13 protein-coding genes, 2 tRNA genes and 2 pseudogenes are annotated in these 21,686 nt (G+C 35.4%); 8 read left to right on the plus strand and 9 right to left on the minus strand.

Annotation, left to right across the window (positions count from 1 at the left end):
* A pseudogene (locus ACFIK1_RS09620) lies at nucleotides 1–1,476 on the minus strand (hypothetical protein); the annotation flags it as partial.
* A gap of 872 nt (nucleotides 1,477–2,348) precedes the next feature.
* Nucleotides 2,349–2,855, minus strand: coding sequence for a helix-turn-helix domain-containing protein (locus ACFIK1_RS09625; protein ID WP_375662676.1), 507 nt, complete (start codon nucleotides 2,853–2,855; stop codon nucleotides 2,349–2,351).
* A gap of 946 nt (nucleotides 2,856–3,801) precedes the next feature.
* On the opposite strand from ACFIK1_RS09625, the gene ACFIK1_RS09630 reads away from it, so the two are divergent.
* The gene (locus ACFIK1_RS09630) at nucleotides 3,802–4,071 is read left to right on the plus strand and encodes a hypothetical protein (RefSeq protein ID WP_012754562.1); all 270 of its coding nucleotides are present in this window, start codon (nucleotides 3,802–3,804) and stop codon (nucleotides 4,069–4,071) included.
* A 319-nt stretch (nucleotides 4,072–4,390) separates the two neighbouring features.
* On the opposite strand, the gene ACFIK1_RS09635 is transcribed toward ACFIK1_RS09630, so the two are convergent.
* The 3 genes from ACFIK1_RS09635 to ACFIK1_RS09645 all read right to left on the minus strand — a co-directional run bounded on the left by ACFIK1_RS09635 (nucleotide 4,391) and on the right by ACFIK1_RS09645 (nucleotide 6,839).
* Entirely contained in the window at nucleotides 4,391–5,602 is a 1,212-nt protein-coding gene (locus tag ACFIK1_RS09635) for an MFS transporter (protein ID WP_375662677.1), read from the minus strand.
* A 589-nt stretch (nucleotides 5,603–6,191) separates the two neighbouring features.
* The gene (locus tag ACFIK1_RS09640; RefSeq protein WP_375654867.1) at nucleotides 6,192–6,620 is read right to left on the minus strand and encodes a dTMP kinase; all 429 of its coding nucleotides are present in this window, start codon (nucleotides 6,618–6,620) and stop codon (nucleotides 6,192–6,194) included.
* Between the two features lie 72 nt (nucleotides 6,621–6,692).
* Nucleotides 6,693–6,839: a hypothetical protein gene (locus tag ACFIK1_RS09645; RefSeq protein ID WP_375639608.1), complete on the minus strand. Its 147-nt coding sequence runs from the start codon at nucleotides 6,837–6,839 to the stop codon at nucleotides 6,693–6,695.
* Nucleotides 6,840–7,874: 1,035 nt separating this feature from the next.
* On the opposite strand from ACFIK1_RS09645, the gene ACFIK1_RS09650 reads away from it, so the two are divergent.
* The 6 genes and pseudogenes from ACFIK1_RS09650 to ACFIK1_RS09675 all read left to right on the plus strand — a co-directional run bounded on the left by ACFIK1_RS09650 (nucleotide 7,875) and on the right by ACFIK1_RS09675 (nucleotide 14,638).
* The gene (locus tag ACFIK1_RS09650; RefSeq protein ID WP_375662678.1) at nucleotides 7,875–9,122 is read left to right on the plus strand and encodes a hypothetical protein; all 1,248 of its coding nucleotides are present in this window, start codon (nucleotides 7,875–7,877) and stop codon (nucleotides 9,120–9,122) included.
* Nucleotides 9,123–9,264: 142 nt separating this feature from the next.
* Nucleotides 9,265–10,323, plus strand: coding sequence for an ATP-grasp domain-containing protein (locus ACFIK1_RS09655; protein ID WP_375662679.1), 1,059 nt, complete (start codon nucleotides 9,265–9,267; stop codon nucleotides 10,321–10,323).
* Between the two features lie 165 nt (nucleotides 10,324–10,488).
* Nucleotides 10,489–11,061: pseudogene (locus ACFIK1_RS09660) on the plus strand (YqcI/YcgG family protein).
* Nucleotides 11,054–11,377 carry a cupin domain-containing protein gene (locus ACFIK1_RS09665; RefSeq protein WP_375662680.1) on the plus strand — a complete coding sequence of 108 codons (324 nt, stop codon included), beginning with the start codon at nucleotides 11,054–11,056 and terminating at the stop codon, nucleotides 11,375–11,377. Before ACFIK1_RS09660 ends, ACFIK1_RS09665 begins: the two are co-directional and overlap by 8 nt.
* Nucleotides 11,378–12,881: 1,504 nt before the next feature.
* Entirely contained in the window at nucleotides 12,882–13,052 is a 171-nt protein-coding gene (locus ACFIK1_RS09670) for a hypothetical protein (protein WP_375611449.1), read from the plus strand.
* Nucleotides 13,053–13,417: 365 nt separating this feature from the next.
* Nucleotides 13,418–14,638 carry an MFS transporter gene (locus ACFIK1_RS09675; RefSeq protein ID WP_375654703.1) on the plus strand — a complete coding sequence of 407 codons (1,221 nt, stop codon included), beginning with the start codon at nucleotides 13,418–13,420 and terminating at the stop codon, nucleotides 14,636–14,638.
* 474 nt (nucleotides 14,639–15,112) lie between these two features.
* Here ACFIK1_RS09675 and ACFIK1_RS09680 read toward each other — a convergent pair.
* From ACFIK1_RS09680 to rplU, 4 genes are all read right to left on the minus strand, one after another.
* A tRNA-Ser gene (locus tag ACFIK1_RS09680) sits at nucleotides 15,113–15,202 on the minus strand.
* A 1,256-nt stretch (nucleotides 15,203–16,458) separates the two neighbouring features.
* Nucleotides 16,459–18,990 (minus strand): phosphoenolpyruvate--protein phosphotransferase, encoded by a 2,532-nt coding sequence (gene ptsP, locus ACFIK1_RS09685; RefSeq protein ID WP_375662681.1) that lies wholly within the window; start codon nucleotides 18,988–18,990, stop codon nucleotides 16,459–16,461.
* Between the two features lie 1,414 nt (nucleotides 18,991–20,404).
* Nucleotides 20,405–20,674: a 50S ribosomal protein L27 gene (gene rpmA, locus ACFIK1_RS09690; protein ID WP_273723965.1), complete on the minus strand. Its 270-nt coding sequence runs from the start codon at nucleotides 20,672–20,674 to the stop codon at nucleotides 20,405–20,407.
* Between the two features lie 12 nt (nucleotides 20,675–20,686).
* Entirely contained in the window at nucleotides 20,687–21,166 is a 480-nt protein-coding gene (gene rplU / locus ACFIK1_RS09695; protein WP_375633223.1) for a 50S ribosomal protein L21, read from the minus strand.
* A gap of 285 nt (nucleotides 21,167–21,451) precedes the next feature.
* Here rplU and ACFIK1_RS09700 point away from each other — a divergent pair.
* Nucleotides 21,452–21,541 (plus strand) — tRNA-Ser (locus ACFIK1_RS09700).
* Nucleotides 21,542–21,686 lie beyond the last annotated feature (145 nt).

A 21,686-nucleotide genomic window follows, 5' to 3' on the forward strand; every position in this document is an offset into this window, starting at 1 on the left:
TCTTACAATTTTAATGTTCTTGTTTTCATAATTCTCAAGTTCAGCTCCAGCAAAATTGACTGTTTCACCAGGCAGAATATCCACAGCAGCTTCACCGTTAACAGATAGCTTCCATCCCCCTGCTCCTTCTACGACAGCTCTCATAGCTTTCAACTGTGCCACATTGACGGCATCAGTATCTGCAGTACCAGCCGCCAACCCAGTAATCTGGCGTGTTATACTACCGTCAGCTTTTCCAACACTGATTGCACTTTTTGTACTTTTCCATGCACCATTGTTTTGTTGTGAATTTTTGTTACTTACAGGATCATAACCAGCAACATTATTAACAACACTGGCAACGGAAGCTCCACCCAAAGCAACTCCGTCTCCAGCAATTACCTGTGCATTTGGACCAATTGCAATCGAATACTTTGTTTGAGCTTGAGCAGCATAACCTATCGCAATCGTATCTTGATCCTTCGCTTCTGCGTTATTCCCCATAGCAATGCCGTGGATACCGGTTGCAAGTCCACCAATAGCAACTGCTAATTCTCCTGATGCACTTGCCTTATAGCCTAGAGCCAAACTACTTTTACCAGTCGCTTTTGTACTTGAACCAACTGAAACTGCATTTTGCGCACCGGCTTTAGCGGCATAACCTATCGCAATCGCATCTTGACCACCTGTAGCCGCGCTGCTACCAAACGCAATACTATCAATGCCATCTGCCTTTGAAAGCCCACCTATAGCGATAGACGATCTTTTTACCGTTTCCGATCCAATCCCTATGGCAACACTTGCCGCTCCATTCGCAAGAGCAGAAACACCAAAAGCTTGTGCTCCTCCACTCTTTGCAGTTGCACCCGCACCAAATGCTGTTGAATAATTCCCTGTTGCAGCAGATCCACAACCGGTTGCAAAAGAATACACACCATAAGCCTCAGGCATAGCACTCGTGCTACCACCTGTAAGCTTCCCCATATAACCAGTGCTGCTGTTGCTCGTATTACTATCACCACTCCAAGTGACCTTATCAGTGGTCACGCCATAAGGATAACGACCAGAAAAATTTGTATTTTTGGTAAATCTATCATATTGCTGCTCTGCGGTTATTTGATTAGTACTAGCAATTGACTCCTGTTGCTTGCCACCACGACCAATGACATTATCCACACCACAGTAATTATCATCACCCGCAAAAACAATACTGCCATGGCTACCATGGTCATAAGACACACCAGAACCACTCGTGCTCATAGTTTTGTCACCCGTTATCGCGAGATTCGAAGCAACAACAGGAGAAACACTCGATAAGAGTGTGGCCATTGCCGCGCTGAGAGAAAAAGCTTTAATTAAATTTGGTGGGGAATATTTTTTTTCATAAGAATCTCCTCCTACAGAGTTCAACATCATCACAACGCGTGAAAACACACATGGCAAATCCCTTAGTTTGCGCACTTCAAAAACCAATAAATCAAGAAAAAACCCTCCCATCGACACCGCTATTTATTACGGCACCGCCCTAAAATCTTTGTGACAACATCGAATCTAGAAAAGTCCCCAACCCTTTTAGCTAGAGGGATTCAAGCTAAAAAATAAATAAAAACACAAGACTTTGAAAATATAACGTAATCTCCATTCAAAAACACTGCGATTTATCTCTTAACAAAAATAGTTTCACTAAAGAGCAATTCTACTTTTCAGATAAAGCGCATCAGAAGAATGGCAAGAGTGTAAAAATTATTTTTTATAAATTTGTAAAAATACTTCTCAATAAATTAGCTGTTCTTATAAGAACAAATTTATGATTTTTTTAACTTATTGCACAATGTAATAGATAATGATTATCATCATAATCTCACTTTTTGTTGCAAGGTAAACTGTTTCAATATATTATACATCTCTTTGAAAGAAATCTGTCTTAAATATAATGATGCACGCTCTGTAAAAAGTTTTAACGTGCTCATCTTATCATCTTCATAAAAAGACAAAAGCGCGCCTATAAATAGTCTTTCGTTCTTCTCTCTTATATATCTGTTACCCTTCTATAGGAACAAAATATCGTCATTGTATTTTCACTGTTGTCAGTATCTTTTCCCTCAACCAACAAATATTTCAGGAATGGCACTATACTAGCTTTTTTTTGAATCAATTTTGTTTGTATTGCTACCCGTCGTTCTTTTTATGAACCGTTTTATCTTTAATCAGAGAAATATATTGATTTATAATGATAGTTTCTCGTTTTTCAGATCGAATAAGAGACTCGAAAATCGTAAAATTTTCACATTCCAGACTTGGTTATACAGCAGAAAATCAAAAAAGTTTTATTTTTTTAAAAGGCTGTTCATTCGTATCTTATGAAATTTCTAGATGTGCTTTTCAGTTTCGATTTTACGCTTTAAATGTAATTTTAAAAGTGGCAAAGTGGCTTCGACTTCTTCTATATCATTGAGGTTTTGAATAAGCTCTTGCAATCTTCCATAAAGCTCTGCTGCTAATTCCGCAACATCTTCAGGAGAAAGTGTTATTTTTGCATCATGATAGGTCGTATAAACTAAATGTCCCAGCTTTTTCATCAGCCCAGCAGGAATCGCCTGCGGTTTAAAACCAGCTGCTTTCGCCTTTGCCACATCTGAAAACATCTCGCCATTTCCCGTTACTAGCCAATCTAATGAAACGCCACAAATTTCTTGATATTTGGAGAGCGCAGAGGCTGTAGGCTCACTTATACCAGTTTCATAAGTTCCTATAGAGCCAGCAGTGATACCAAGATGTTCAGCAAACTGCTTACGCTCTGTAAAACCAAGAGCGTGACGCACTTCACGAAAACGTTTTGCCAACTCAGTTTTAGGTTTTGCTTCCGGACGAGCCAAAAAAAACACTCCAAAATCAATATAATTGTTGACTAAATAATTATATTGATTTATATCTATCGTTACTGCCCCTTAAGAAGAGCAGTTATCACATACATAACCCCACAAAAACGGATGTTACAGCATCCATTTAAGCAGGAGCGAAAATTATGACAATTACAAAAAAATGCAATCGCCGTGGTATTTTTCTGAGCTGCGCCCCTGTAATATAATCTTGGAAAAACTCAAGCCTATCAGAGGCTATTTTCCAGAGTCAAAAACATTTGGACACAGGCCAATGAAAAAACTAAATGCGCCACTGCCAACTCTATCAGTTTGCATGCCAAGCCAATTCTTGCCAACTGCTTTCTCAAAAGTTGCAGTCATATTCTTTCAAAAGCAAAAAGCCTAATACGATTCTCTTCATTTCATGCTGTGCAATATTACCACTGAAATCTTATTACAAAAATATGCTAATGCATTTCCCATAGGTTTTTATAAGGTAAAAAGTTTATCAATGTCTAAAAATCAATATAAAATAGGCAAAATAATTGGTATTCTACAAAAAATGAGATTATCACTCGTTATTAAAAAGTTAGACGTTTACAAACCCTTTTTTGCTTATTTTATATATTAATGGCACTGATTTAGCTGTAACTGGTAATAGAGATTTCAGGGTGTTTGGTTTATCGTCAGAATACTCTTCCTCTACGCATATTAAAAGCCTTTTGGCAATGTATTTTAAATGCTATAAATTCTATAGTAAACACATTGCCATCCATATTTACAATTGGGCGCTTCAAAATCTTGGAATAATAAAATCTTTAATAGGCTTTGATTTAAAAGCGCGTATTTTGCAGAAAATTGACAAAACCATGAGGTTCGTATACATGGCAATTTTAAGTGATGATAGTGGAGTGATACTTAAAAAAGCTGCATGGAAACCCGCAACGTTGAGGAATTAAGCATGACCTCTTTATGCGATAAAGAATTATCTGATACACTGGTTGGTCTTTATGACGACTATCAACGCGGTTTCGACATTGGAGAAGAGCTTAAACTGTGCGTGGATTTGGCGTTATCTCTTGAATTGGAACTCAGTATTCACCGTTTAAGTGAAACAGATGCTGTTTTAAAAAAAGAGATTGTGCAAACCTTGCATCGTCGTAGAAATACTCATTCCAATGAAGATGAAATTGATACAATTTTTCATATGGATTTTGAAAAACAAAAATAATGCAATACTCTCCCCGTATGATACGATATTCCCTCATCGCTTTACTTTCTGCTACGCTTAGACAAAAAACTTTCAAGAAGATTTAAAGTATTACGTTTTCGTCTTCTTAACAGCAGTGAGGTGAATTAAAGAAACGCATCAATTCTTTTAGATCATTATCAAAAAGTAAAGGGTATTCTCTAGCATACATCAATTTATGCTTTATTCATTAAGCACCAACTTTTACATTTTCTCAACTCTCCTTTAAAAGCAAAATGTGAAATATGCCGCAGCGTAGATATTTATAAAATAGCGTATATTGACCACATTTAAATGTAATTTATTGTTTTTCATGTTTATAAAACAGCATTATGAGTATTCCAACAAACGCAACAATGCTTTGAAAAAAATATATCGATTGAGGTGATATGTTACTGTTATCGCTTGCCATAATGAGATAGACTCCGAGGATCAAGCATCCAGAGATACCATTAAAACTTGCCTGCAATCTTCCTTGGTATTCAGGATCACAAGAGAGTTGTGATAAAGAAATCGAAAGAGCCCAACTCGAAAGTCCAAATCCAATCATAAAGTAAACAGGAAAAACAACAAAATTGTGTGTATTAACAGATAAAATAGCGAGGCCAATAGCCATAAAAGCTAATAAAATGGCTAATGTTTTCCTTATGGATAAAACTTTACAAAGAAGTGGTGAAAAAAACGCACCTGTCAATACACCCATAGAATAAAGCACCTCAAATATTGCAAAGGTCCTGTTATCCGCATGTAAAACCTCTTGTATATAAGGAACGAGAATAACAGGAATGGTCATCAAAAGAGTCATAATAATCATCTGGCTTATATAAGGTACAAAAAGAGCCGGATTCTGTTTAAAATAATGAAGGGATTCTGTATAATTTTCCCACCAATTTTGCTGGTTTTGTTTTTTAGATCTTCGGTTTTTAGGTACCTTCATTGCAAAATTAAATAAACCAGCAATGATAAAGAATATACCACCTATTAGAAGAGTTCCTTTTGTTCCTGCATAGGACAGTATAAATCCACTTAAGCCCATACCTACGATAGTGCCAAGTTCATAAACCATATCGATGGTCGCATTTGCATTGATGAGCTGTTCCTTCAGCACAATACTTTGAATTAAAGAAATAGCTGATGGCATATAAAAAGGGATAAAAATACCCAAAAGAGCAGATAAGACCATCAATTCAATTTCTATACCAAAATGCCAAAGCATTACCCAGCTTACGATTACCAAACCTCTCACAAGATTTGAAATAATAATCTGCGTTTTACGGTTATATTTATCTGCCAATATGCCAAAAATAGGCGCAAAAATAATGCCAGGCGTCCAAAGAAAAAGCATCATCAACGCTACACCACGGATTGAGCCCGTCTGATTGTAAGCGATCCATGACAATGTAATATAATTTAGTCCACTTCCAAATGTAGCAAATAAGCCGCTCAAAGTAAAATAGAGAAAAGTTCTATTTTCAAATAAAGCAATGCGTTCCTTCAAATTTGAAGTGAACATAAATTATCCTCTAAAATGAATACCAGTCGATATGCATAATACATCCTGTTTAAAAACAGGCATTCTTACAATTTTCATTTTAGATCATTAAATTTAAGAAAGCAAAATTTCTTTTTTGAGGCTTTTACAATCTTTGTGCTGTTTTATGATTAATTCTTCTATGAAAACGGAACATTTATGGACAAAAACAAAATTAATATTTTATGTGCGTTTTATTCAGAAGCTACACCTTTATACATATGTGAAACAATTTTACGGTATGGAAGCTTCACTCACATTATTGTCCTTATTATTCCGTGCACTAAAATATGTTCGAGTATATCCTTCCATGTCGTTCTTCTATCACCACACTTTGGCTCTAAAAGAATAAACATACTATTATCTTCACGATAAATACTGCTAACTTTTCTACTCCCCTTCTCTAAATCTTTTAAAATAAGCCAATTACAGTTAGTTTTCCAATTAAAATATATAACGTAATATCTTCCTGAGCAGTTAAATTATTGCAATCATATCTCTAAAGTTTCAGATTTAGAGTACAGATACATAAAGGAGGATTTATCGTGGATAACTTGATTAATAAATGATTTTATTCATAATCAAAACAAACCTTATTTATATGATGTCGTATTTGATGATGAATTAAAGAAATAGGAGCAGTTCCATCAATTGTTATAAACTGCTCATCTATTTCCGATAATACTTTGTAAACTTTTTCAATAAAAGAGAGTTTTTCTTCGTATTTTAAGTTTAAATCATCCCTTTTCTGCAACCGTTCCAGTATAGTAATGGGCGGTAAATGAAGATAAAATGTAATATGAGGTCTTAGAATAGATTGATTTAATTTAACGACACTTTCAACAGAAAGCTCTCGAGCATAAAAATAAGCAAGACTAGAATAAACATATCGATCGCTAATTAATAAATTTTGCGATGACGTTAAGGAAGGTTCAATAATTTCAAGCGTATATTCGCGTCTATTTGTCGCTGATAAGAGTGCTAAAAGCAACGGATCAATTGCTTTTCCATTATCTACATATCTCTAATTTATGGATTATTTCTATACTAAGAACTGTGTTAAAAGTTTGTATTATATGTTTTCTGTTGAGTAATGGCGAGCAATTTCTTTTGTTTGTGTTGTCTTTCCACTCCCATCAAACCCGCATAAGACAATAAAAGAACCAGAAAATTTCTTTGAAGACCACATGGAGTTATAAACTTTTTTATCAAGATACATTTTGTCTATATACTCTCCATAAGTTAAATTTTTTTGTCTAAAATCTTTTAATGTTTAATAAGGTGTTTTTTTACTCGTCTCTAAATAAAAAAACACAATACTCCCGCATTTTGTATAACTTATTAACTTTATGATAAATGGCGGTATATAGACTTAGTTTTAAGATAAGGTTATATTTTAGACAACTTAAAATGAGATTAAGTATTTGTAAAAAATATATTTTTTGATCACACTCCATACCCAGCCATTTTTTTAACGAATTCTAGCGAGATTTTGAGGATTACTCCTATAGCGTCGTGTAAGTGTAGCGAAATGAGTTCGATCTCAGTATTTATTGTTCCTAAGAGCTGGTACTGGATTCCGCTACATAGGAATCTAATGAAATCAACTCTATCTTTTCTCAAACCACTGCCCTCGCTATAAGCATTTGATATCCGATTCCGTCAAAAAGTAGCAGAGCAATTCTTGGAAAACATCGCTGAGATATTGAAATATGCCTAGCAAAAGCGTTTGAATCAAATGTTTCACTATATTTTTCGGTATATTCATAAACTGAAACTAAGAATATTATAATAAGCCCTCAAACAACGACGACGCCCAAATCAGCCGTAATAAAGCCTCCTAAAACTGAACCAATAATACCTTCTCTCTATAAAAAGACTACTATGTAAAGGTTTTAATACAATACCTTAGCGCTAATGCCATAAATGTTTCTGATAGATAACGAAGTTTATTGTCACAAAAACATCTAACAACGGTCAATAGAAAAACCTAAACCTTGAGTATAAATGGAGGAAATCTTAAGAGTGCAAACACAGCCCTCCCAAAAACATAGCTATACTGATCATTTAGCGAAGAAACTCCTCATTGGCAAAGCATCTCACAAGAGATACAGCAAAAACACCAACCGCCTCCGCTCTTAGTTTCTCCCAAATTAGCTATCACTATGATAAACGTTATCGTTCAAATCTGTATCATGCTTCTATCGAAAAAACTTGACATGCCTAACAACACATATATTAGCTTTTTGTAAAAATGTATAATGTACAGCATGTGTATTTAACATGGGGGGATAATGTGCATAAACAACTGATGTTTCGGTTTTATGGGCTTGTTGTCCTGCTGTATCTTTCTGATATGGTTCTATTCTTAAGTAATCTTTGGAATGCTTATCGCATAACATCCTCATCGGTTTTCCTGGGCGTAACCATGGCTTTGGGCACCCTTATGCCCTATCTTTTGAAAAAAAGCGGTCTTGTGCGCATTAAAGCCTCACTGCGGTTGGTCGATTTATACAAAAGGCGGATCATTATCTATAGCCTTCTTTTATTGATTGCACTTTTCCATTACGCTGATTCCCCCTTTGGTTTTATCGCTGTCTCTATCTCTATCGGCTATCTCTCTTTGATTACCTTAAGCACACTCGAGACTTATAATACTAAACTAGCACTTAGTGGTTATATTAGCGCCCAAAAGGCTTCCCGCATTATGCAAACAGTGGTGCAAATTGGCGCCTTTTTGGGAGCAGCACTAAGTGGTTATCTCTTAGAAGCGACCAGCCCTCGAGGGGCAGCAGCTGAAATCGGTTATAATGGTTTGATTGTGACACTTTGTGTGTTTGACATCATTATAAGCCTTATAGCCGGATATATCATCTTTTCTGATGAATATAATGCTACAGATACCACAGCACTTGCAACTGGTAAGAAGCCAGCACCTACACCGCAAGCGGATGGGCTCTCCCGTGAGCTTAAACTTTTATGCGTCTGCATAGGACTTATTGGCTTTCATATTTGCGCTTATAATACGCTGGCAACTATTCTTTTTCAGAGTGTGAAAAATTTTGGCTCTGAATATTATGGGCTTTGCAGTGCGGTTGCGGGCGTGGGCGCTTTTTTGGCTGCTTTTATCAAAATCCCTCGCTTTGAATTTATTCTCCCAGCCCTTATGTTGAGCATGGCTGATCTTATTTTTAGCACCACACAATCGCCCTATTTGGCTGTGGTCTTTTGCTTTTTTATTGGCTTTTCAATGAATACCATGCGAATTAATGCCCGCAAACATACGATTGAAGCGACCAAAACAGAGGCTCAAGCAGAGCTGGTGGGAAGCTATAGCGGCATGCTTTATACTCTCTCCCAGTCGGCAGGTTATGTTATCCTTGGTCTTCTTACAAGCTCTGCCCTTATGGGTCCTCAAGCAGCTATTTATCTTCTCCCCCTTATAGGGTTGATAATCTTTATTTATGTTCTTTTCCTTTTATCGCAGCGGAACAAAGTATGAGAAAACCTATTCTTATTGTCGACCCTTTCTCCACGGGTGCCCTCTATGGCCCTGCTTTGCAAAAATAGGCTATGCTTGTTATGGTGTTGTCTCTCAACAAGCTCCTTTTTCACACTTTATGCTTTCTTATCAGGGAAAGGGCATGGCAGAAGCGAAGCTTCATAGTGTAAATGAGATAAAGAAACGCTTTCCTATCGGCGCGATAGAGGCCGTGGTCGCAGGCGCCGAAGGGGGTATTTATTGTACAGATCAATTGGCGGCTTATTATAATTGCCCTGGGAATAATCCCTCAACCACCGATTGGCGACGGAAAAAGGCAGCAATGCAAAAACGCCTTTGTGAAAATGGTTTATCTTACCTCCGATCAAAGATTCTTACAAAAAACGATTGTACTCTCGATGGTTTTGAAAGCCACAGCGGCTATGTGGTAAAGCCAAATGATTCTGCAGGGAGTGATGGTGTTTTGTTTTTCTCTAATCTTGAGGAAGTAGTAACGTGGACCTCTGAAATCGACTGGAAGAAAAAAAATATTTTTGGCGCACCTAACGAGGCTTATTTGCTCCAAGAAAGATTGGAGGGAGAAGAATACATCGTCGATGCCGTTGTAAAGGGAGAGGCTATAAAAATATGTAGTTTGTCACGATATAAAAAAGGTATTCATAATGGAAGTACTTTTGTTTATGAAACGCTTGATGTGCTTGATTCTCAAGATCCCTCTTATGCCCCTCTTATCTCTTATGCAAAACAATGCATTCGCGCGCTGGGGATTGAATATGGACCTGCGCACATGGAAATCATGCAAACAGCTCGTGGTCCAGTAATGATCGAAGTAGGAGCCCGCCTCCACGGAGGAATTGCACCCACCTTGTTCGCACATTGCTATGAAGATGATTTACTTGAAAGCTCCGTTAACCTTATTGCAGGCATGTTTTCGCAAACACCAAGTCGCTTTAAGAAAAAAGGGCGTATTATCTTCCTTATCAACGAGATCGACAGTCATATTATAAAAGATGTTAACGTATGGCGGCAAAAGCTTCATTCTTGGGAAAATGTGGTTCATTTTATGCTCTTTTTTAAAGAAAACGAGCCCCTCCCCCTAACCATCGATTTAAATACCTGCCCAGCTATTATAGCAATTTGGGGACACAATGATGATGAATTATCAGCTTTGGAGAGGATCATTCGTAGCAATTTCTTATAAAATACAGCAATGGGGAGAAAAACATGGATTCAGAAGCGCAAACAATTGAAAATATAAACAAATATTAAAAATGTAAGCAAGTCATTTTTAAAGAATTCAATGCAACCATGAATAACACAATTAGGCCTTTCCTGCCTATTCGGTGTAAATGGATACTCAAAAAATATGCTTAGATTTGGGTTCTACAATAAGTTGACCGCAAAAAATATGATGGAAGACCTGATAACTTATTGCGATAACTATAAAAGTTTTGGAAAGAACACATCTTTTGTTGCATTCGAGAAGCCTGCCCCCGTACAAAGTATCGAAGTTTATAGAGAAAAATTCTGGTCTATACTTAAAGATTTGCGAGCTCTTGATGACCAAGAATGGCCTAAGCATATACCCAAAAATATGGACAATCCTCTATGGTAGTTCTGCTTTCATGGCGAGCCTATGTTTATAGTTTGCAATACCCCATCCCATATAAACAGAATAAGTAGGAGAAGTTCTACATTTATGTTAACTTTCCAGTCTAGGTGGTTTTTTTCTGATCTGCTCGATACAGAACAAAAAGCAAAAAATGCATTCTCCGCTGTAACAAAAAGACTTGAACCTTTTGATATTATAACAAAATCTCCTTTTTTAGGAAAATATGGCGAACCCCAAAATAGAGAATGGACGCAATACTTCCTGCAAGATAATAATATTGAATCCCCACCTTGCCCATATCATATAATGAAGCACGATAATGACTAAATTTTCTAAAATTAAATTAAATAAAAATATCTATGATATATTCAAAATGATGCTTCCAGAGCAAGGATCAATAGAGATACAAAGAGATTTTCCAAAAAAAATACACGATTGGCATATTCACCAGGTCGATGAAACTCTCTTAATTATAGAGGGAGAGTTAGATTTTTTCTATAGCGAAAAACATATAACCTGTACACCAGAAGATATTATACATCTACCTGCCAACACAAGGCACAAATCAATTGCGGCAGATGTAGAATGCATATATGCAATTGCTACAGAAAATCTCACTATTGGAGATATTAGAGATGGGTAACCGCACGCTCTTTAATGGATTCTTTCTCATACAGGATTTTATTCTTTTACTCCTGCTTCCCATAATGCGCCCATAGATTCTGCGGAAAATAAGGCTATGAAGTTTACGTCCTCTACCCAAACCAACGTAGAAACTTTTCAGAAACGGCATTTTACAGCACAAAATAGAACGTTATTCTTTAGGAAAAAAATGAATCAAGCTTAACGGATTAAACAAAAAGGAAATAATTTTGTTTACAGCTTTATTGTCGAGCATTCACGAATGGATTCTGGTATTATCTCTATCTGAAACTCCCTACAAGCATGAAGCAGAAAAGTTATCAAGCATATTTAGTATACCTAATGAAAACTGCTATTACCATGCGTGATGGCTCTAAAATGTAGATGGATTTGAATTTTTAAATAATTTTTAACTATTGCATCACTTTATTTTCATACTTTTTAAATAATATTCAATAACTTAAGTAAAATAAATATTTTTATTTTGGGTTTTGTTGTGTTGTTAATCTAAAGCATGTGAAGAGAATATATTAAAGAATTAAAATATTTATATATCGAAATTGAAGATGTCCTATTTTACCCAAAAAAGAACTATTATGACATAAGTGAATTTAGCTATTAATCTTTTGTTGCCAACAAGTGGAAAAATGATGCTGAATGTAGAAAAAATTGCATAAGAACCTTTAACAAAAATGATTAAAATTTAGATAGAATTACAAGGTATAAAATAGAATTTATTCCATCAGCGCTGCAATTTTTTCTGGTTAATTTATTCTACCAATATCATTAAAGCTTTCTTCTAATGACATCGTCTATCATTGGAGGGAGATATATGATTGTTTTTCGAATTGTGACAGCACACAAATTTCGTGATTTATTTTGTCCATTAAAAGATGTTTGTTAGTTGAGTAAGTTAAAAAAATACATAGAATTCCGTATAATGAAGTGTGTATGTATAAAACTTCTCAGGATGATCGTATTAATAGCAATGTTAAAGGGGGGCTTTTTTTGGAAAAATTGTAAAGAAATTATGAGTATCTCTAGGAGAAAAAACTCTGATTTTTAAAACAGAGAGAAACATTGATTATAACAGCTTATTAAGCTAAACGCAGAATATTTATCCTAATAATTGATGGTTAATTGTAACGGGATAGTTTTTTGATAATCATAAAGAAAAAGGTATAGAGCGTGTTTCTTTTAGTTAAGAAAGAGTGTTGCTCATTTTTTTTCTAAAAGTAAGCAACTTCAAAGCTAATTTTTTGTTCTTATAGTGGTGAGAAAATAATTGTCGAAGTCAGTGAAGGGAAGCTTCCAATAGATTGTTACAAAGTTTAATAAAAGTTGGAATACTTAAAAATTCTTTAGTTTCTATTATGATTTAAGAATACCAGGTTAGGATACGGAGAATTCAAGAGCTCAAAACTTTGTGATAATATTGGTTTAGAATTACATCTTGTTCATTCAGACGAGATGAGCCAATTATTATATGTCATAGAGACATATGGGTGGAAAATTTAAAAAAAGCTTATCCAGAATCTGACTTAAAGGTTATTGGAACTTTAGTAGTAAGATTGGCTTGGTCTCATGTTTCTCAAAAATTAGCAACCAATCTTGTTGTGACTAGACTAAATTTGGAAGATCTGCTCACTGAGCGTTTTTATAATATTATGAAATGATAAAAATATTAATATTTCTTCTTGTCCGGGACATGAAGCCGGTGCTATTTGTATTTATTATCCGTTGCACCATTGTCCGAAATATATTTTAAGTGGTTGTCACTTGAAATATGCCTTGGAAAATTATTTGGCAAGAGAGCGTACCTATATGTATTGGAAAGTAATTTCCTATTATTTGTCTCAATCTATGGGTACAACGTTGCCAAGTATAGAATTCATGCTGACAGATGACTTTCAAAAAATAAGTGCCTATAACGCATTTGAACTAAACTTTTATGAAAAACTGGAATTTAGTACCGAACCATATTCGACAATGGAGAAAATCATAAAATGGCTTGAGTCTCTGTTTAAGAGGGAGGAGGTTATTGCGTAATTCTGTTTTTCTTATGATTGTAATTGGTTGTTTGACGAGTTTTTGTGCTAGTGGTGTATTATCTATTGGCCTTTCTTTGTTACAATTCCAAGATACAACGGGAGAAACTTCTGCTACTTTAAATGTCGTTAATTTAATCGCAATTGGAATTGCTGGCTTATGTTTGGGAAACGTGTTGGCGCACTATCAAGGCTTTATAATTGGGTTTTATAGTCAAATTATTTGCGCTTGTTTATTGTCTTTCTTATTATTTATGAACAATCCGGTGCTTATTTTATTTGTATTTTTTTTACTTGCTCTCTTGATGGGGGCTGATAACCCAAATAACAATAGTGCCTTGAATCAGCTGGTTCCAGCTCCCAAACAAAAAGCTGGAGTTTTTGCATTTTACACTAGTTGCTGTCAGTTTTTTGTTATTATATCCCCATTGCTTATATATTTTATAATTGCGCATTTGGGGCACAAAATAGCCATAGCCTTTATTGTATTTATCTATCTTTTGAATGCCTGCTTATGGTTTCGTATAAAGTCTATACAACAACTAAACAGAGCAAAAGAGCTATTAAAAAAGCCATCTCAAAAAGCTTATGGAGTTGGGTTCAGGTGCCTTTGGCGGATTTCTGCGTTGCGTTTTTTAACGATTAATCGTATTTTGAATAATTCTCTCTATACGGGGACTATTGTTTTATTGCCACTTGTTCTTGCTTCTATAACATCAGATAATATAAAATTTACAGCTATTCAAAATTCTATTTTTGCTTTTTCAGCACTGGGTTTTGTGATCAATGGTCTTATCTCATCTTATTATTTACGGAAATTTCCATCTTTAATTCGTTTTTTTGTATGGGGGGCACCGGCTTTTGCCGTGATCGCAATCTCTTTTGTTCTATATTTAAATTTTACTCAATATTCCCTTTATATTATGGGGTTTTTATTAGGTATTGGGCAATTTTATTTTAGGATATCGGGAATAACAATTGGACAAGCTATCACACCTAGTGAAAATTTAGCCGAGGTGATTTTGGCAGGCGATGCCAGTGTACGCATCATAACAGCTTTATTCTCTATTGTGCTTTTATATGCAGGAAAATTTTTTTCATTTTCTATATTATACGTCCTATGTGTATTTATAGGCTTTTGCGCTCCTTTATTTATTTTGCACGGACTATCTATTTACATACAAAGCTTAAAGATAAAAGAAAGCGCCGCATGAATGATATTCAATTATTATATTACGTCAGCCTTTTTTTGATTATCGTATAGATAAAAATGTTGTACAAATATTCATGACATTAATTTTAAATAAGCACATTGCGTGAGAAAAGCTGAGGTGTTCGTTACCTCTCATGTGGATAAAACGCATTTAGCCCGTTAAGCAACGAAATTGCAAATAGCACTATGATCACCATTAATTCTAAAAGCTCTACCAGAAGTTAGTGATAATGGCAAAAATCCTTTAATGATATTTGAAGAGATCGTTTATGCTAGATCAGGTTATCTAAAGATCGAGAGGAGAGGAGCTTAAAAAGTATAAAATTCATGGAAATTCAACAGCAATTTCTAGGTGTACATAATGATAGGCATAGATCGACGCGAACTGGTCAAATTCAAACAATAAAAAATCCTGCAAATGCTGAGCTTTTTAAACTATGTCATATCAAGCATATGAAAGTTCGTTTTAAATTAATGGCGGAGAGAGAGGGATTCGAACCCTCGATATGGTTTCCCATATACACGCGTTCCAGGCGTGCGCCTTCAACCACTCGGCCACCTCTCCAGAAGTTTGCACTATACCCAGAAAGAAATAACGTGCAAGTCTAAACTATACATTCAAAACCCAAAAAACAAATTCATTTATTAAAGTAAGAGCTTTTATCTGTTGAATAACAAGCACATCCCTTCTTTTTAAGAAAAAACTTTTTTCGTGGATAGGTTTGTAGAATACAATAATGAGAATAAAAAGATTGTCACCAGTTATAAACTTTCATGCTCATTTACGCACTTTCTGCTTCACAAAAAAATACTTCTCTTAAAATTGGCATACAGTCCATAGTTTTACACAACCAAATAATTAAAATCACTTACTTATACGTCATAGGAAGGGATGGTATGTGGGGGAAGAACATTTTAAGAGAGGATAAGTGGCTCTTATGCATTTTCTTAAATAGCACGAATTTTTGCAACATTGAGAGCTATAAAATAGTGTGATGGTGTCAGTTTTCTCTTTCATAGGATTACATAATAAGCCCTACTCTAAATCCTCTATTCAATTTCACACTTCTATATTTAGTTGATACTAAAGAAAATAAAATTCAGAAAAAAACTTTGCATTTTTAATTTAATATGTATGAATATATTTTATTTTCTGAAATGAAAAAATAGTCTCATTTTGATCAAATACAAAATAATAAAAATGCAAACCTGTTTTCATTTTTACCATATACTTTTAAATTCAGCTTTACAGTTTTCAAAATATCTAAAGTAATCTCAATTATTTAAAAGAAATTACGTATTACTTCATACTTTTGATTATCGCATTCTTTAAGCGTGATATGGTCTCATCACAAAACAGAATACTCTAAAAATACTATTTTCTTTCTCATCCACACGTTTGTAAAAAACATCTCTTAAAGCTTGCCACATCTACCTCATACGGTATCTATGAATGGTATAAAATCTATTGGATAGCATCATCTTTCCTTAAATAAAAAGTAAAAGCCAAGTACTATCACGCTATTTGTCGCCTAATGTTACAATATCTATTGCTATTTGAGAGAATGCATAAAAGGAATTTATTCTTTCTTAGAGTGTTTTTATCCATACATTACTCCTCCTTGTAATGTATAAAAGAGTAATTTTTATTAATTAAATATAGAGAAATTTAAAACGAAAAAAACCTACAATATTCAGGGTTCTCATTATGTAAAACGATAAATTACCATTATAAATTAATATACTGTATTAATGTTTTACAGCACTAAAGATCTGATTAGTCTGCAAAATGGGCTCGTTCTTTCCCCTTAATGTTCTTTATCACCTTATATCCTTGCTTAGAGCACGTACAGCTCGTGCAGTTTCACATTGTAATGCTTTTTGTGCTAAAATTTTCATATCTTCAAAACTATGAGTCTGTAAACACGCCTTTACTGGAGAAATATCGCAAGATATCATAGAAAGCTCATTAATTCCCAATCCAGTCAAAATCATTGCACCAAAAGGATCTCCAGCCATACCACCACATACACTAACCCAACACTTATGTTGTGCAGCTCCCTGAATAGTCTGATAAATCATACGCAAAACTGCTGGATCAAGGCTATCAGCTTCAGACACAAGGTACGGATTTTGCCGATCAACAGCCATTGTATACTGTGTTAGGTCATTGGTTCCAATTGAAAAAAAATCAACATGGGCGCTCAATACATCTGCCATAATGGCCGCTGCTGGAACTTCGATCATAATACCAAGTTTTAATTTTGGTGCATTAATATCGTTGCGGATTTCTTCTGCAATCTTTTTTATAGCGACAATCTCTGAAACAGACATGACCATCGGAAACACAATCCATAGATCTCCACCCTCTTTTGCCGCTCGATATAAAGCACGTAATTGAGGCACAAAAAGATCACGTCGACGTAACAAAAGCCGCGTTCCTCGAACACCTAAAAAAGGATTGTCCTCTTTAGATAAATGTAAATGCGTAACCTGTTTATCTCCACCAATATCAAGTGCACGAATAATTAATGGCTTATCTCCTACAGCTGTAATCATCGCCCGATATATATTAAATTGTAGCTCTTCATCCGGAATATATGGATTCTCTAAAAACAAAAATTCCGTGCGCATGAGTCCAACACCTTCAGCCCCTAAATCAAGCGCAACAGGAACCTGATTTGCGTAGTTGACATTAGCCATGATACGAATTCTTTGACCATCTGTCGTTTGCGCTGGTAATCTACATGCATTTATTTCACTGACACGTTTTTGCGCAACAGTATCAATATGCCTTTGAGCATCTTCAACGTCTTCAAGCGTAGGATCAAGGTAAATAAACCCGTTATCGCCATCAATAATAGCCTGAATATCAGACTGAATTGCTAAAATATCATCACCTGTAGCAACAACCATTGGAATACCAAGAGTACGCGCCAAAATAGCTGTATGAGATAATGGACCTCCCCATGCTGTTGCTAATCCTTTTACCCTTGTACAATCAAGTTGTGCTACATCAGAAGGAGAAAGGTCATTTGTAACCAGAATTACACCATGTGGAATATCATTTAAAAAGAACGATCTATAGGATGGATTGATTTCACCTAAAACACGTCGACCAACATCAACTAAATTAACAGCACGTGCTGCTAACAAAGGATTATCTACCTTAAAAAACATATCTGAAAATTGACGAACCGCTCTATCCCAAGACCAAGCGACACCATGACCTTCCGCTATAAAACGACAAGCTTGAGCTATTAAATTTTCATCTTCAAGCAAAACCATTTGCGCAGAAAAAATCGCAGCAGAATCTGCTCCCATACGCACTGTAATATCAGAAATCACAGATGCCATTTTATGTTTTGTTTTTGTAAGAGCATTTTCAAGACATGCTGCACCAGCTGCAAAATCAATTGGCTGATCTATTATGGAAATATCATTTTGCCTTAAAACAAAAATCTTACCAAATGCTAATCCTGAACTCGCTCCAACACCAGAAATGCCTTTTTGCATAGAGCGTGGATACCAACCATGAAAAGCCTTTGTTTGAGATTCCATTGCTCTCATCAGACATTTTTCACTAATACTCACTTTTTTTGCAATAGCAATGGCATCATTGAGAAGTTGTGCTCCTTCTGCAGCATCTGTAGAAAAAATCAGAACATCACCATTTTTTGCTCCTAATTGCAATAAACCAACCAAATTTTTCATTTCAACGGTATATTGACCATGGCGAACTCTGATAGAGTTTTGAGCCTTTTTCGCAAAATCAACCCATAGAGAAGCTGGTCGTGCATGAAGACCACTTGGATAATCTAAAGTCCATTCCTGACACACCGAAAGGTCACCAATAAAAGTTTTTTCTATCTTCATCTCTTGGTCAAACAAAGTTGTAACAATTTGCTGTTTGTCCATAGTTGTTGCAAGTACTTCAAGCTGTTTTTTATCAAATAAAAGAGACGTCAATTTTTTACAAATTTCTCTATAGCGATCTGGACACGCTGCAATGGCAATAACCAAATATGCTTTCTTGCCATCCTGCCACTCAACACCAGCAGGCACCTGTATAACAGCAACAGCATCCTTGATAATTAAATCACGATTTTCAGCCATACCATGAGGAATGGCTATACCATTTCCAAGCCAAGTATTGGTTGTTTCTTCACGTGCAAGCATACTTGCCAGATAACACTTATCAACTGCACCAACCTGCACAAGCAATTCAGCAGCAGCATAAATTGCATCATTTTTATGATCAAAAGCAGCTGCAAGTTGTACAGATCTTATAGACAAGATTTCACCATCAGTAAAATCTACATTCATTGCTTCTGCTTTCTCATATCTCATCATGAATTCAAATTGCCTCACATTTGAACACCAATATCTCTGATACATTCCTTTTCAAAGCTGCATTTCCCAAAATACAAGCTATAAATACCACCACAGCTCTCTTTATATTCTACAGAATATAGCTAAGTGAGGTGCTTAAATACCTCAATATAACCGATAAAACAATTAGATATTATTATCCACCTAAGTGCTTAAAACCATCATAAACAAGTCTGCCTCTTACTCTGTTTACTTTACAAAGACAAAACCCCGTTTTTTACAGCACCAATCACCTGAAAAACTATGCTTTCAAAATGCTCTCATTATCCTAAGTTGATCCTAAGTTATCCAACATAACTTTTCATTATTCTCCCTACAAGAAAGCATCCTTCCTAATCATCCGTAACTTCAGCTAATATTTTAATTGATTCCTCAAAGTTTATTTAACCTATTATCCCTCTTTATAAATTCATTACATAATTACAAATTGCTCCATGCAACTTATCATCTTTATTCCGTGCTACCCATCTCTTATGATATCAAACTCTCGATATATAATATTTATATATTTTAAGCTACACCTTTACTTCAATCAATATCGCAAATACACAATGCCCTCTGTCGCACATTTGCAAAGTACGACATCCCCCCCAAGCACCATCACCAACTACTAAAATCAAGAAAAACTCTACAAATAAGATAAATAAAGTAAAAAATGAAAAGCAATTATTGCCTTAACCCTAGCTCTTATGCTTGTTTATTTTCAACAATACACAATAATAGTGAAATCAGAAAAAATATTCTTGAAGGGCGCTGATTGCACATTGGTTATTTTTATATCTTTAAACACCGTACTCCTTAAAAATATAATTTCACTCTCGATTTACCGAAAATTCCTTAATGCACGTCACTTTCAAAGTAGTTTTGACTACCTTCTTATGGACTTTTTATCCCTATGTCTTTTTAAATGAATAGCCCCACCTATCCACACTACCACCTAAAAACAGTATGACAACTCATCAATACCACAATGCCGATAAAAAGATCCATCTTTATCAAAATGATTACATCAATAATGCTCTCATTAAATTTCTCATAATTTTCTGAAAACAAACTGCTTCTCTTATAAGAAATTACTCGACGCTTCTTCATACATAAAAAGAAAGTCTCTCCTCACTGATTATTATACAGAAACTTATCAACAAACTCTATCATAATATCAATATGTTCAGTATTTAAATACTAACATAACAGCGCACAAACTTTTTCCCTCATTGAGAAAAGCCATTTCCCCAATTCTACCTTTTTATCTTCTACATTTATTATAGTACCAACGCAAAAAGGGAAAGATGAGATTCATCTTTCCCTTTGAATACTTATAAAACCACAACTACAATTCAATGAAATCCCGTTGATGGCTAGAGAGTGTTACAGATTACTCTGCTGCCTCCACCATAGGAATGACTGAAACATAGGAACGATTACCCGCTTTGCGTTGAAAAGAAACCTTTCCATTTGATAATGCAAAAAGCGTATGGTCTTTTCCAATGCCGACATTGTTTCCAGGATGCCAACGTGTACCACGCTGGCGAATAATAATATTTCCGGCAATAACGGTTTCACCACCAAATTTTTTAACGCCTAGACGTTTCGATTCTGAATCACGACCATTACGCGAGGAACCACCAGCTTTTTTATGTGCCATAGACGCTCTCCTTTAATCTTTCTTACTCTTTGATGCTACAGATGCTTTCTTCTGCGGCGCAGTCTTTTTTTCAACCGTTTTTTTAGCCGTCTTCTCAACAGAAGCAGCAGCTTTTGTTTCTTTTGGTGTAGTTTCTTCTTCTTTTATAGGTTTCGCAGCAACTTTTTTAGGTTTTGAACCACCCATTAAAATTTCTAAAACACGAAGCCTCGTAAATTCTTGACGATGGCCACGCGTGCGTTTAGAATTTTGGCGACGGCGCTTCTTAAATGCGATAACCTTGCGCCCACGTGCCTGTTCTAAAATCTCAGCTGTCACCAATGCATCAGCAACGACAGGGGTACCAATAACCGCATTACCTTCTTGCCCAACCATTAATATGTCATTGAATTCAACTACATCACCCGCATTTCCACTAACTTTTTCAACTTTTACCACTTGATTAGCAACAATGCGGTATTGCTTACCACCAGTTTTAATGACTGCGAACATTTTTTATCCTTCCGTTCACTCCAGCTCTTATTTAATTTCTGCCTTGAAATAAGGGAAAATAGGCTGCTTTTTATCAGTCGTAATAGATCTCAAAGAAGGATAAAACCTTCTTTAACACAAATATGCGCAGATTTCCCCGCGCTTATATTTTGTATATATGAAGGAATTTCTATTCTCTGTCAATAAAGTTCCATAAAAAAGAAAAAAAGGTTGTACCAAAAACAATTGAAGGTTATCTACCCCTTATACACTCAAATAGTGCCGATTTTTGTTTCACTTTATTATGGAGAGATGGCTGAGTGGTTGAAAGCACCGCACTCGAAATGCGGCATAGGGGCAACTCTATCGGGGGTTCAAATCCCTCTCTCTCCGCCACAGTTTATAAAGCGATATTGTAGCTTGTGTAGCTTGACAGCAGGTTTTGTATAATTTGCCACTAGGTGTAGCTTGCCAGCAGGTTTTGTATATTTTGCCACTAGGTTTTGTACCAATTTATTTTTTTCAAAGAGTTTTTAAGGGG

This window comes from Bartonella sp. OC16QHHD, from assembly GCF_042194035.1.
Classification (GTDB): Bacteria; Pseudomonadota; Alphaproteobacteria; order Rhizobiales; family Rhizobiaceae; genus Bartonella.